This is a genomic window from Sphaerisporangium rufum, from assembly GCF_016863395.1.
Taxonomy (GTDB): Bacteria; Actinomycetota; Actinomycetes; order Streptosporangiales; family Streptosporangiaceae; genus Sphaerisporangium; species Sphaerisporangium rufum.
Genome location: NZ_BOOU01000118.1, coordinates 1 through 12,327, shown reverse-complemented (window position 1 = coordinate 12,327; position 12,327 = coordinate 1). Strand labels below are relative to the sequence as shown.

General features: G+C 70.6%; 12 protein-coding genes, 1 tRNA gene and 1 pseudogene. 10 read left to right on the top strand and 4 right to left on the bottom strand.

Annotated features, from left to right (window positions below; translation table 11 throughout):
• Positions 1–111: 111 nt before the first annotated feature.
• Positions 112–567 carry a GatB/YqeY domain-containing protein gene (locus Sru01_RS34510; protein WP_203994936.1) on the bottom strand — a complete coding sequence of 152 codons (456 nt, stop codon included), beginning with the start codon at positions 565–567 and terminating at the stop codon, positions 112–114.
• A gap of 143 nt (positions 568–710) precedes the next feature.
• Between Sru01_RS34510 and Sru01_RS34505 the strand changes: the two genes are divergently transcribed.
• The 5 genes from Sru01_RS34505 to Sru01_RS34485 all read left to right on the top strand — a co-directional run bounded on the left by Sru01_RS34505 (position 711) and on the right by Sru01_RS34485 (position 2,923).
• Entirely contained in the window at positions 711–1,613 is a 903-nt protein-coding gene (locus tag Sru01_RS34505; RefSeq protein ID WP_203994934.1) for a metallophosphoesterase, read from the top strand.
• 80 nt (positions 1,614–1,693) lie between these two features.
• Positions 1,694–1,767, top strand: a tRNA-Pro gene (locus Sru01_RS34500).
• 459 nt (positions 1,768–2,226) lie between these two features.
• The gene (locus Sru01_RS34495; protein WP_203994933.1) at positions 2,227–2,436 is read left to right on the top strand and encodes a hypothetical protein; all 210 of its coding nucleotides are present in this window, start codon (positions 2,227–2,229) and stop codon (positions 2,434–2,436) included.
• Entirely contained in the window at positions 2,424–2,672 is a 249-nt protein-coding gene (locus Sru01_RS34490) for a type II toxin-antitoxin system Phd/YefM family antitoxin (protein WP_203994932.1), read from the top strand. The genes Sru01_RS34495 and Sru01_RS34490 overlap by 13 nt, the downstream gene beginning before the upstream one ends.
• A complete protein-coding gene (locus Sru01_RS34485) occupies positions 2,669–2,923 on the top strand; it encodes a Txe/YoeB family addiction module toxin (RefSeq protein WP_203994921.1) in 255 nt (84 codons plus the stop codon). Before Sru01_RS34490 ends, Sru01_RS34485 begins: the two co-directional genes overlap by 4 nt.
• Positions 2,924–2,942: 19 nt before the next feature.
• Here the strand turns inward: Sru01_RS34485 and Sru01_RS34480 are convergent, their stop codons facing one another.
• Positions 2,943–4,247 carry an aspartate aminotransferase family protein gene (locus Sru01_RS34480; RefSeq protein ID WP_203994919.1) on the bottom strand — a complete coding sequence of 435 codons (1,305 nt, stop codon included), beginning with the start codon at positions 4,245–4,247 and terminating at the stop codon, positions 2,943–2,945.
• 237 nt (positions 4,248–4,484) lie between these two features.
• Between Sru01_RS34480 and Sru01_RS34475 the strand changes: the two genes are divergently transcribed.
• The 3 genes and pseudogenes from Sru01_RS34475 to Sru01_RS36665 all read left to right on the top strand — a co-directional run bounded on the left by Sru01_RS34475 (position 4,485) and on the right by Sru01_RS36665 (position 7,028).
• Positions 4,485–4,820 carry a YciI family protein gene (locus Sru01_RS34475; protein ID WP_203994917.1) on the top strand — a complete coding sequence of 112 codons (336 nt, stop codon included), beginning with the start codon at positions 4,485–4,487 and terminating at the stop codon, positions 4,818–4,820.
• Positions 4,821–4,937: 117 nt separating this feature from the next.
• Positions 4,938–6,200 (top strand): annotated as a pseudogene (locus Sru01_RS36670) (RNA polymerase sigma factor); the annotation flags it as partial.
• A 51-nt stretch (positions 6,201–6,251) separates the two neighbouring features.
• Entirely contained in the window at positions 6,252–7,028 is a 777-nt protein-coding gene (locus Sru01_RS36665; RefSeq protein WP_373869564.1) for a site-specific integrase, read from the top strand.
• Between the two features lie 123 nt (positions 7,029–7,151).
• On the opposite strand, the gene Sru01_RS34465 is transcribed toward Sru01_RS36665, so the two are convergent.
• Positions 7,152–8,600: an MFS transporter gene (locus Sru01_RS34465; RefSeq protein WP_203994916.1), complete on the bottom strand. Its 1,449-nt coding sequence runs from the start codon at positions 8,598–8,600 to the stop codon at positions 7,152–7,154.
• Between the two features lie 399 nt (positions 8,601–8,999).
• Here Sru01_RS34465 and Sru01_RS34460 point away from each other — a divergent pair, with 399 nt between their 5' ends.
• Entirely contained in the window at positions 9,000–9,383 is a 384-nt protein-coding gene (locus Sru01_RS34460; RefSeq protein ID WP_203994915.1) for a DUF6153 family protein, read from the top strand.
• A 74-nt stretch (positions 9,384–9,457) separates the two neighbouring features.
• Positions 9,458–10,075 carry a DUF305 domain-containing protein gene (locus Sru01_RS34455; RefSeq protein ID WP_203994914.1) on the top strand — a complete coding sequence of 206 codons (618 nt, stop codon included), beginning with the start codon at positions 9,458–9,460 and terminating at the stop codon, positions 10,073–10,075.
• Between the two features lie 152 nt (positions 10,076–10,227).
• Here the strand turns inward: Sru01_RS34455 and Sru01_RS34450 are convergent, their stop codons facing one another.
• Positions 10,228–11,703: an RICIN domain-containing protein gene (locus tag Sru01_RS34450; RefSeq protein ID WP_203994913.1), complete on the bottom strand. Its 1,476-nt coding sequence runs from the start codon at positions 11,701–11,703 to the stop codon at positions 10,228–10,230.
• Between the last annotated feature and the right edge of the window lie 624 nt (positions 11,704–12,327).

The window sequence follows — 12,327 nt, the reverse complement described above, 5'->3', positions numbered from 1 at the left end:
AGGCCAGGGCTCAACCCGACAGGCCAGGGCTCAACCCGACAGGCCAGGGCTCAACCCGACAGGCCAGGGCTCAACCCGACAGGCCGGGGCTCAGCCTGGCCATGCCGGGGCTCAGCCGGCCAGGCGGGCGCGGACGGCCTGGGCGACCCGGCCGCCCTCGGCGCGGCCGGCCACCTTCGGGTTGAGCACTTTCATGACCTGGCCCATGGCCTTCGGCCCCTCGGCGCCGCTCTCGGCGACGGCCTCGGCCACCAGCCGGTCCAGCTCCTCGTCGCTCAGCTGCGCCGGGAGGTACTCCTCCAGCACGGCCTGCTCGTCCTGCTCGGCCTTCGCCTGCTCGGCCCGGCCCGCACCGCCGAACGCCTCGGCCGCCTCCCGGCGCTTCTTGGCCTCCCGGGTCAGCACCTTGACGACCTCGTCGTCGGAGAGCTCCCGGGCCGCCTTCCCGGCGACCTCCTCGGTGCTCACCGCGGCCAGGGCCATCCGCAGCGTCCGGGTGCGCAGCTCGTCCCGCGCCTTCATCGACGTCGTCAGGTCGGCCTTCAGCCTGTCCTTCAAAGAACTCATGGCCACCATCTTGCCGTGTCGCCGTCCCCCGATCGTCCCCATTACCTCCGGCCCCGCGTCCGCGCCCTGCCCGGTCGCCGGCCCATCCGGCCCGGCCTTCCCGCCCGGCAGCGGCATCACCCGGGCTCGGGCATGATGAAGAGGTGAGGAAAGCCGCCGCAATTCCGCTGTCCCTGCTCGGTCTCGGCGCCGCCGGGCTCGGCTACGCGTCGATCATCGAGCGCAACTGGTTCCGGCTGCGCCGGTTCGACGTCCCGGTGCTCCAGCCCGGGCAGCGCCCGGTACGCATCCTCCACCTGTCCGACCTGCACCTCACCCCGGGCCGCACCCGACTGATCAACTGGGTGCGCTCGCTGGACGCGCTGCGCCCCGACCTGGTGGTCAACACCGGCGACACCCTCGCCCACCCGGACGCGGTACCCGCCTACCTGCACGCCGTCGAGCCGCTGCTGGACCGCCCCGGCCTGTTCGTCTACGGCTCCAACGATCTGTACGCGCCCCGGCCGAAGAACCCGGCCCGCTACCTGTGGCGCACCTCCAAGAACGACTCCGGCCGGCACACCCCCGACCTGCCGTGGGCCGAGCTCGGCGCGGGCATGACCTCCGCGGGCTGGCTGGACATGAACAACACCACCGCGCGGATCAAGGCCGGCGACATCGAGATCTTCGTGGGCGGCATCCACGACTCGCACATCAACCGCGACCGCTACGACGAGATCGCCGGCCCGGCCGCGGCCGACGCCGACCTGCGCCTGGGCGTCATGCACTCCCCCGAGCCCAGCAACATGTCGCGCTTCGCCGCCGACGGCTACCAGCTCCTGCTGGCCGGGCACACCCACGGCGGCCAGCTGTGCGTCCCCTTCTACGGCGCCCTGGTCACCAACTGCGGCATCGACCGCGCCCGGGTCAAGGGCCTGAGCCGCCACGAGACCTCCTGGCTGCACGTCTCCGCCGGGCTCGGCACCTCGCCCTACGCGCCGGCCCGGTTCTCCTGCCCGCCCGAGGCCACCCTGCTGACCCTGGTCCCCCGCCGTCCCGCCCGCTGATCCATCCGGCCCCGATTCGGTGACGCGAGCACCTCCAAAGTCCGCTAGACTCGAGCCTGCACGAATGAGCGACCGTGCACCGGGGTGTAGCGCAGCTTGGCAGCGCGCTTCGTTCGGGACGAAGAGGCCGTGGGTTCAAATCCCGCCACCCCGACCCAGAAGTACCAGCTAGAGGGCCACTTTCGATCATCGGAAGTGGCCCTTCTGATCTTCTGAGTGTCCAACTGCGTGACTATGCCTTTGGATCATCCCCCTTGAAGATTCGATCCATGGCCACGGCGCCGTCCTGGATCACGGGGCGAATCTGCTCCCAGCCGCGATCCGGCGCGCGAAGTGGCTTGACGATCGGGCTCGGCCCGGTCGAAGATGTGCCGCATGAGGCTCCACAGAAAGGGTCATGCCGCGTAGGCGCCCCGCCGCCATACGGGCGGAACTGCCCCTGCACCCGCGTTCACCGGGTCGTCTCTGGCCCTCGCGGTCGATCCTGCCCTTGTCCATATACCGGCAGGTCAGGGCCATAGAGAAGAAGAAGCTGGATAAAGACGCCGTTGAGCGTGCCCTGGGGGCGTGGAAACAACACGCGCGCTGTGCTCCATACGCCTCGCCTGAGTTCATGATGTTGGAGGTCGGCCACACGTGGGCCGACCCGCCGTACACCCGCGACGTGATCGAGGAGGCCGTACGCGCGCTGCCGCCGAGAGCGGCCGGCGTCCTCGCCGCGGCCGTGCGTCCGATCGACATGATGGCGTTCGCGCGTACGCTGCCCGATCCTTTCGCCGATCCGGGAGGTCCGTGGTGGCACCGCAGGCTGTGGATCCGATAAAGCCACCAGGCAGCGTCGTCATCGACGAGGTCAACGACGACGGTACCGCCGTGGAGATCGTCGCCAAGAACAACCGCGCCTACCTCGTCCCCGCCGCGGAATACGAGGCGCTCGAAGAGACCGCGCATCTGCTGCGCTCCCCGGCCAACATGCGCCGTCTCATCGCCTCCTACCAGCACGCTCTCGAAGGGGAGCGTGAATCCCGCGCGCTCATCGACCTCGACGAGGAGCCGTGAAGCTGTCCTTCACCCCTGAGGCATGGGAGGACTACACTTCCTGGCTCGCCACCGACCGGCAGATCCTCAAGCGCATCAACCGGCTCATCGAAGACACCCTGCGCGACCCCTATACCGGCATCGGCAAATTCGAAGCACTCAAACACGCCCTCCAGGGCGCCTGGTCCCGAAGGATCACCGAAGAGCACCGACTCGTCTACCTTCCCCGTGACAACGAGCTGGTCATCCTCCAGGCCCGCTACCACTACTGAGCAGGTCGATCACCTGGGTTCACCTGGCGGTGGCGAGTACGGCTTTGAGGGATGCTTCGAGGATGTCCAGGCCGGCGTGCAGTTCGTCGTCGGTGATCGTGAGGGGCGGGGCGATGCGGAAGATGCCGCCCATGCCCGGTAGCTGGACGATGTTCATGTGCAGGCCCCGGTCGAGGCAGGCGGCGGTGATCGCCTTGCCCAGCTCGTCGGCGGGCGTCTTGCTCTTCTTGTCCGTGACGAGTTCGAGGCCCTGCAGCAGGCCGCGGCCTCGGACGTCGCCGACGACCTCGTAGCCGTCGCGGAGCGCGAGCAGCCGGTCGGTGAGCCGATCGCCCAGCTTCGCGGCGCGTGCCACGAGGTTCTCGCGCTCGATGACGTCGAGGACCGTCAGCGCGACGGACGCCGCCAGCGGGTCGGAGACGTGGGTGGTGTAGAAGAGGAACCCCCGATCGTGGCAGACCTGCTCGATCTCGGCGGTGGTGACGACGGCCGCCACCGGCAGTCCGGCGCCCAGGGTCTTGGACAGCGTCAGGATGTCGGGTGTGACCCCGTCCCGCTCGAACGCGTACATCGCTCCGGTGCGCCCGAGGCCGGTCTGCGCCTCGTCCAGGATGAGCAGCATCCCGCGCTCGTCGCACATCTCCCTGAGGCGACGCAGGTACCCGGGGGGCGGTTCGATGATCCCGCCCGAGGACAGGATGGGCTCGATGAGGCAGGCGGCGAGGCTGCCGGCGGATTGCTGATCGACCAGGGCGAACCCGTAGGCGAGTTCGGCCTCCCAGTCGTGTGACCCGTCGGAGGACCGGAACGGCGAACGGTAGGCGTTCGGCGTGGGCAGCGCGAGGTTTCCCGGCATCGGCGGGCCGTAGCCGCGCCGCCCGGCGGAGAAGGTCGCCGCCGCGGCGCCCTGGGTCATGCCGTGCCAGGATCGGTCGAAGGAGACGATCTCGAAGCGGCCGGTGCAGAGCTTGGCCATCTTGATCGCGGCCTCGTTCGCCTCGGCTCCCGTGGTGAGCAGCAACATCTTGCCGAGCGCCGGCGGCAGGGTCGCGGTGAGCCGGCGGGCGAGCTCCAGCACGGGTGCGCTGAGCATGCCACTGAAGAGGTGGTTCAGTGACGCGACCGCGGACGAGACCGTGGCCACGATATCGGGGTGTGCGTGGCCGAGGATGGCACTCATCTGTCCCGAGGTGAAGTCGAGGATCGGCGTGCCCTGCCGATCGAAGACGTACGCACCGGCGGCACGTTCGATGATCCGCGGAGTGAAGCCGCCTCCGTAGCGGATCAGCAGCCGATCCGTCTCGTCCCAGAACGTCGTGTCCATCGCCAACCTCTCTCACCGCCCCGAGATGGCAGCGGGTCTTCTTCCCGATGCCGGCGTCGATCGACAAAGCGTAAGTCGCGCGCGCATCCCTGGCGAGGGGGCATTACCTGTCACATCTACGGGAACGGGCAGGTCACCAGGGGTTCTCGCCAGGTGCGTCGATATGTACGGTGGCCGTTCGATGCGTTGGTGAGCCCGAACGGGCCGCTGACCGAACCACCCGAAGGAGAAACACCGATGCGATTCCTGATGACCACGCTGGCCGGCGTCGCCGCACCGGACGACAAGCTCGAGGCGGAGATGGGCGCACTGATCGAGGAGATGGTCAGGACAGGTGTTCTGCTGGCCACCGGAGGGCTGGAGCCCGGCCTGCACGTCTCGTCCTCCGGTGGGCAGATCACGGTCACCGACGGGCCCTTCACGGAGGCGAAGGAGAGCATCGTCAGCTTCGCGCTCATCGAGGCGCGGTCCACGGAGGAGGCCGTCGAGCTCTCCCGGCGGTTCTTCAAGATCGTCGGTGACGGGCAGGGCCGCATCCAGCAGGTACACGGCCCGGATCTCGACCCCCGCTGAATCCCCGCCACCGGCCCGGGCCGGGCCGGGCCGGTGGGAAGTCGACTCGCGGGTTACCGCCCGGGGCGAGGGCTTGCGGGTTGCGTACCGGGACGGGGCGGTGCTGTCATCTATCGCGTGACGTCCCGGTACGCCCACGGTGTGGTGGACGCCGTATGGAAGCTCGAATCCGCGAGGATCATCGCCGGTCTCGCCCGGATGGCGGGCGATGTCGGCCTGGCGGAGGAGTTCGCCCAAGACGCGCTCCTCGCCGCGCTCGAGCAGTGGCCCGGGTCGGGCGTGCCGGACAATCCGGGCGCCTGGCTGATGGCCATCGCCAAGCGCCGCGCCATCGACCACCTGCGGCGCGACGTGCGGCTGGACCGGCGGCACGAGCAGCTCGCCCACGAGCTCACGAACCGCGAGGATCCGGGCGATCGCGAGATCGACACGGCGCTGGACGCGCTCGACGGCGAGGTGGGCGACGACGTCCTGCGCCTGATGTTCGTCTCCTGCCATCCGGTGCTGGCCACCGAGTCCCGGGTGGCGATGACGCTTCGGCTGGTCGGCGGGCTGCGCACCGACGAGATCGCGCGGGCGTTCCTCGTTCCCGAGGCCACCCTGGCCCAGCGGATCGTGCGGGCTAAGCGGACGCTCGCCACCAGGCGGATCCCCTTCGAGGTCCCCGACGGCCCCGAGCGCGCCGCCCGGCTGGCCTCGGTTCTCGAGGTCGTCTACCTGGTGTTCAACGAGGGATACGCGGCCACCTCGGGCGACGACTGGACGCGCCCCGCCCTCTGCGTGGAGGCGCTGCGGCTCGGACGGTCGCTGGCGGAACTGATGCCGGACGAGACCGAGGTGCACGGCCTGGTCGCGTTGATGGAGCTCCAGCAGTCGCGCGCGGCCGCGCGCACCGGCCCGGCCGGGGAGCCGGTCCCGATCCAGGAGCAGAACCGCGGGCGCTGGGACCGGCTCCTCATCCAGCGGGGCTTCGCGGCGCTGCTCCGCGCCCGGGCGGCGGGCGGTCCTCCCGGGCCGTACATGCTCCAGGCCGCCATCGCCGCGTGCCACGCCCAGGCACGTGCGGCCGAGCAGACGGACTGGTCCAAGATCGTCGCCCTGTACGAGGTCCTGGTGCGGTCGCTGCCCACCCCGGTCGTCCGGCTCAACCGGGCGGTCGCGATCGCGATGGCGCACGGCCCGCCGGCGGGCCTGGTGCTGGTGGACGAGCTGGTCGCCGAGCCGGCCATGCGGAGGTACCACCTCACGGCCGCCGTGCGCGGGGACCTCCTCGCCCGGCTCGGCAGGTACGGCGAGGCGCGCGCCGAGTTCGAGCGCGCGGCATCTCTCACCCGAAACGGCCCGGAGCACGCCATCCTCCTGCGGCGGGCGGCGGAGTGCGAGGAGACGGCCCTGCCGCCCTCCGGGGCACCGGCGGTCACGTTCGCCGAGGTGGTGGCCGCCTTCCTCGCCGGCCCCGGCCTGACCGCCGAGACCGTCAGGTCGTACGGCCAGACGCTGACGCGGCTGCTGCGGTACGTCGGCGGCGACGCCCCGCTGCCGGCGGTCACCCCGGCGCGGGTCGCCGAGGCGTTCGCCGACGCGTGGGGCACCGCGGCCGCCGCGACCTGGAACAGGCACCGCGCCGCCGTACGCTCTTTCACGGCGTGGGCGGGGCGGCCGGACCGCGGCCTGCTCACCAGCGACCTGGCCGCCGGGCTCCGCCGCCGGCCGGAACCTCGCGGTCGTACCCGCCCCGTCGATCCGCGACGCCTGGCGGCCCTGCTGGAGCGGGGCGATCTCGCGCTGCGCGAGCGTGTCCTATGGACGGTGCTCCACGAGAGCGCGGCCCCGGCTCGATGGGTGCTGGCGCTCGACGTCGAGAACCTCGACCTCGACGCCATGCGGGGCCGGGTGACCACGCCAAGGGCCGGCGACGGCGCGGCGGCCGGCGGCGTGCGCTGGGTGACGTGGCGGTCGGGAGCCGCGCGACTGCTCCCCGGTCTCATCGCCGGGCGGCGTCGCGGCCCGCTGTTCCTCACCGATCGCCGGCCCGGCCCGGCCCGGGCGGCCGGCCGCGACCTGTGCCCGCACACCGGCCGGGGGCGGTTGTCCTATGAGCGGGCGGAGTACCTGTTCAAGCGGGCCACCCGTGAACTCGACCCCGAGGGCGAGGGGTTGACGCTGCGCCGGCTGCGCGGGCCGGGCCGGGCCGATGAGCCAGGCTGACGCCCGCCGCTGCGACCTCGCGGCACCGCGACGGCGCCCTGGGTGGACCCGCTCGGGCCGGCTCCAGGGGGACCGGCGGTCGAAGGGCTGATCGCCGGCGAGGATCAGCCCTTCGACCATTCGTCAGCGAGGCGTGCCCGTGGTCTGCCCGGGCGGGCTTTCCACCTGCGCCACCGCGGTCCGCGTCGCGGCCGCGGGGCGCCGCATGAGCAGCAAGGTCAGCACCGCTCCGGCCGCCGCCACGACGGCCGCGCCCAGGAAGGCCGCCTGGAAGCCGCCGGTGAGCGCGGCCGGGCCGGTCCCGGGAGCCGTCCACGCGGTGGCGAGCGCCGTCATCACGGCCAGGCCGAGGGCCGAGCCGATCTGGTACGTGGTGTTGACGATGCCGGAGGCCAGCCCGCTCTCCTCGGGCCGCGCACCGGACATCGCCGACATCATCGCGGGGATGTAGGCCAGCGACATGCCGACCGCCGCCACCAGCGAGGCGGGCAGCACGTCCACGGCGAAGGTGCCGTCCGCCCGGACCAGTGACAACCCGGCCACTCCCGCCGCCAGCACGGCGAGCCCGCCGCCGATCAGCGGCCTGGCGCCGAACCGGCCGAGCAACCGGGCGGTCAGCCCGACCATGAAGATCATGATCACGATGGTCATCGGGAGCAGTGCCGCGCCGCTGGGGAACGCGCTGTAGCCCAGCACCTGCTGGAGGTAGAGATTGAGGAAGTACCACATCGGGATCCAGGCCGCCCCGAGCAGCGCCATCGCCAGGTTGGCGACGGCCAGTCCGGGCGTGCGCCAGATGCCGAGCGGCATGAGCGGTTCCCGCACCCCGCGCTGGATGACCAGGAACAGCGCGAGCAGCACGACCGCCGCCGCCAGTTCCAGCAGGGTCGCGGCGGACGACCAGCCCTGCTCCGGGGCCCGGACGATCGCGTACACGGCCAGGGCGATCCCGGCGGTGACGGTCACGCCGCCGAGCACGTCCACCGAACCGCGCCGGCCGGCCACCGCGGGCAGCAGCGCGGGTACGGCCAGCAGGGTCGCCACGCCGATCGGGATGTAGACGATGAAGACCCATGGCCAGCTCAGGTACTCGGTGATGATCCCGCCGAGGAACACCCCGGCGGTGCCGCCGGCCGGCGCCGCGGCGCCGTACAGCGCCATGGCCTTGCCGAGCTCCCGGGAATCGTGCGAGAAGAGCATCATGAGCAGGGTCATCGAGGCGGGCGCGATGAGCGCGCCACCGACGCCCTGCACGCCGCGGCCGAGGATCTCGGTCCAGGGGTCGCTCGCGACGGCGGCGACGGCCGACCCGGCGATCAGGACGAGCCAGCCGGCGACGAAGATCCGCCGGGCGCCGAACAGGTCGGACAGCCTGCCTCCGAGCAGGAGCAGGCCACCGAACGCGATGACGTAGGCGTTGAAGACCCACTGCAGCGCGTCCGGGGAGAAACCCAGGTCGCGCTGCATGTCGGGGAGCGCGACACCGATGATCGAGGTGTCCATGATGACCATGAACTGGGCGGCGGCGAGCACGACCAATGCCCGCCACCTGCGTGGATCGACGGCGTTCATGCCGCCCTCCTGTTCTTCGCATCCGCCGCACAGTGGGAGGATGCGCTAGGGGTTGGGGTGATACCGAATCGGACCGGCCCCGCCGGTGGGCGCGCATGCCGTGCACATCTGCGCCTCCTTACCCTAGGGGGGTATAAGCAAATCGGAATGTAGCATACCCCTAGGGGGTGTGTCCTCCTTCGTTCCGTCCCGGCGGAGGTGAACGAACGCGGGGCCGGTCGACATTCGTCCCCCTGCGATCTCGGCATCCGAGGGATTCAGGGCGCGTTCCAGGTCGTGGACCGCTGGATCGAGGACCGCCCACTCTCGGCACATTTCAGGGCGATCTCCGAAGGGTGCCGACTCCTCGGTACCGTGTTCGCTGTGACCACGGGAGGTGTGACGCGCAGGCTCGCTCCGTTGAGCGGGCTGCTACTGCTCGCCGCCCTGCTGTGCGGGCTGATCGCCATGCACGGGCTCCAGCCCACGACCGGGCCTCTCCCGGCCGCGAGCGTCCTGGCCCCGCCGGCCGTTCAGGCCGGTGATCGGGCGATGCCGATGGCGGGAACCCACGGCCGGCACGGCGACGCTCCCGGGTTCCCCCACCAGGAGCATGGTGGCGGCGAGGTCTGTCTCACCTTCCTGCCGGGCGGGCCGGTGCTGCCGCTCCTCCTGGTCATCGCCGGTGCGGGCGGCCTTCTCACCGCGCCGATCCGGCCGCTCGCCCAGCCGTTCCCGCCGCGCGGACCTACTGCCCGCCCCCGTGGACCGACCCGCGCACAGCTCTGCGTGATCCGGGTGTAGAAGGCGCACCCGGCGGCCTGCCCGCCGCCGGGCTCTGGCGACCTGTACCCACCCGCACACCGAAAGTGTTCGTAATGAAGCGTGCTGTCATTTCCGCTGCCGTGGTGTCGGCCGTTCTGCTGGCCGGTGCCTGCGCCGCCCCGGAGACCGCCACCCACGACATGCTCCCCGCGTCGCCCATGTCCACGACGCCCGCCCATTCCTCCGCTCCGGCCACCGGCCCGGCCGCGGACCACAACGACCGGGACATCTGGTTCGCGCAGATGATGATCCCGCACCACCGCCAGGCCCTTGACATGGCGAAGCCCGCCGCGAAGCGCGCCGGCCGCGAGGTCAAGGAACTGGCCGAGCGGATCGAAGCCGCCCAGGGGCCGGAGATCCGCACCATGACCGGCTGGCTCGAAAGCTGGGGCGTGCCGGCTCCCGATGAAGACGGTGCGTCGATAGGCCAGATGGACCACGCCATGCCCGGGATGATGTCCGACAAGGACATGAAGCAGCTCGAAGGCCTCAAGGGCGCGGCCTTCGACCGGGCGTTCCTGACGATGATGATCCAGCACCACCAAGGCGCCATCACCATGGCCGAAGAGGAACTGGGGGCCGGCGTCTACGAACCGGCCAGGCGGATGGCCGGCGCCATCATCGCCGGCCAGTCGGCGGAGATCCGCACCATGCGGAGGCTCCTGAAGTAGAACCGGGAGGAGACGGACCGGTGGCAGGCCCGACACCGCAGCTCGGGCCTGCCGCACGACGCCGCGATCCGGATCCCCGGCGCCGAGCGCACGGCGCGAGATCGGCACCGGGGAGGGGTCATCGCGGATCCGCGATCACGTCGAGACGGCCGTCAGACGGCCGTGCGCGACCACTGCTGGTTGGCGCCGGTGTTGCACGTGTACTGCTTGATGACCACGCCGTCCGCGGTCGACGCGGCGGGTACGTCCACACATTTGCCGCTGTGTCGTGCCCTCAGCTGGAAGTAGCCACCATTGGTGACCATCTGGAACTGCTGGTTGGTTCCGGTGCCACAGGTGTACTGGATGAGCTCGGCGCCGTCGGCGGTCGACGCGCCCACCACGTCCAGGCACTTGCCGCTGTGGCGGCTGACGATGCGCCAGTAGCCGCTGCCGGCGTCCTGGAATCGCCACTGCTGCCAGGGGTTGCCACCGTAGGTGTACTGGTCGACGCGTGCGCTGTTGGCGGTGCTCGCCTGCTGGACGTCCATGGCCTTGCCGCTGTGGCGCGCGTCGATCCGGTAGAACGTCTCCGGCTGCGGCGAGGGCGAAGGTGAGGGCGAAGGCGAAGGCGTGTCGCCGACGGTGTCACCCCAGCCGTAGCGGACCCGGTCGGCACCGGACTGGTTGCGGACGGCCAAGGTGAGGTTGGTACCGCTGCCGCCGAGGGCGTACATCGAGTAGTGGTCGTAGCCGAGGCCCGCGGTTATCTTGCCACCGAGGGCCGGCCAGTAGGTGCCGCCCATCTGGTTGTCCCGCATGACCTGGGCCATGGCGCGGAGGTAGCGCACGAAGTTGTCGGTGCTGTTCGGGTCGCCGTAGTTGCGGCCATCGGACATCGGTGCCCCGAACTCGGTCGCGACCGCGCGGGAGGCGCAGTTGCCCAGCAGCGTCTGCATGTGGCCGCGGAAGGCGTCGTAGGTCATCGCGCTGTAGAAGAAGGCGTAGTAGTGGAAGGACAGCAGCGTCGAATTGAAGCGGCTGTCGTTGCAGATGTCCCGGAGGTCCTGGCTGAAGCCGGTGCCGCCGATGAGCACCCGGCTCGGCACCGCCTTGGTGTGAGTGCTGAGCCAGTTCGCCGCCACGTTGCGCCAGTCCGCCGACGAGTAACCGTGCGGCTCGTTCATCGGCTCGAAGTAGACGTTGCCGTTCGAGCCGTACGTATTGGTCACCGTGGACCACATCGAGTTCCAGGCGCCGAGGTTCGTGATCCGGCCGCCGGAGGCCGCGCCGTCCTCCCAGTAGGCCAGGATGACCTTGAATCCCCGCTCGGTGGCGGCGTCGATGGCACCGCGGTAGGAGTTCCACCAGGTCGTGTTGGCCACCGTGTGGGTGTTGATGGGCAACCGGACGGTGTTCACCCCCATGATGTATTCCATGTGGTCGTAGAGCGAGTTGGCCTTGGCCCGTACCGTCGCGTTACTGTCGGACTGGCTCAGGCCCTGTACGACGAGCGTGCTAGTGCTGAAGTTGTCGCCCAGCACGGCCCAGTTCATGCCGCGGAATTGGCCGGTGGCGGCACTGGCCGCCGGCGCGGGAACGATGGCGGCCACCACGGCGAGCGCGGCCGACACCAGGACGATCAGCAACCGGCGCGACGACCGGACGCTCCGCGATGGACCTGACGCGCGACCATCAGACGCCATGCTCAGTGCCATGAAATGTCCCATCACTAGACCTGAATCGCTGGGCCGGGCGTTCACGTGCGCCGCTTGTTAGCGATAACAAAATAGATGCGAATCACCCACGGATGCCTCACGCTAGATAGGAGGCCGGAGGGCGTCAACAGAAAGGAAGACGACGGGCTCGAACCGCTGGTCCCCGACGTACACCGCTGTAAATTTCAGCTGGACTTCCCGGTAACGCCGAACCCCCGATGGCCCAGCACTCCCCCGAGAGTCCCGCCCCGGCGATCCGCTGCCCCGCCGATAAGTCGGACATGAGCGGATCATAGGCGGCCCGGCCGGCAGAACCGCCGAACGACCGATCAGGACGGTGCAGGGGCCCGGGCATGGTACGGGCGGGCGCGGTGGTGCCGAGCCCGCCCGAGGTGGAGCCGTCCGGTCCTGATCGAGTCCGTGATGACGCTCGGCCGGTTCGGCTCACGCCGGGGCCGAGGGCGTCCGGTGCTCGATCAGGAGCGGGTCATCCGGTCAGCGCTGCAGGGTGAGCACGCCGGGCCGGTAGGGCAGCAGGCCGTAGTCGACGCCGTC

Bases quoted from the DNA above. Each gene is read 5' to 3' on its own strand.
- Sru01_RS34510 (WP_203994936.1), bottom strand. From the start codon at position 567: ATGAGTTCTTTGAAGGACAGGCTGAAGGCCGACCTGACGACGTCGATG.
- Sru01_RS34495 (WP_203994933.1), top strand. From the start codon at position 2,227: ATGATGTTGGAGGTCGGCCACACGTGGGCCGACCCGCCGTACACCCGC.
- Sru01_RS34480 (WP_203994919.1), bottom strand. From the start codon at position 4,247: ATGGACACGACGTTCTGGGACGAGACGGATCGGCTGCTGATCCGCTAC.
- Sru01_RS34475 (WP_203994917.1), top strand. From the start codon at position 4,485: ATGCGATTCCTGATGACCACGCTGGCCGGCGTCGCCGCACCGGACGAC.
- Sru01_RS34465 (WP_203994916.1), bottom strand. From the start codon at position 8,600: ATGAACGCCGTCGATCCACGCAGGTGGCGGGCATTGGTCGTGCTCGCC.
- Sru01_RS34455 (WP_203994914.1), top strand. From the start codon at position 9,458: ATGAAGCGTGCTGTCATTTCCGCTGCCGTGGTGTCGGCCGTTCTGCTG.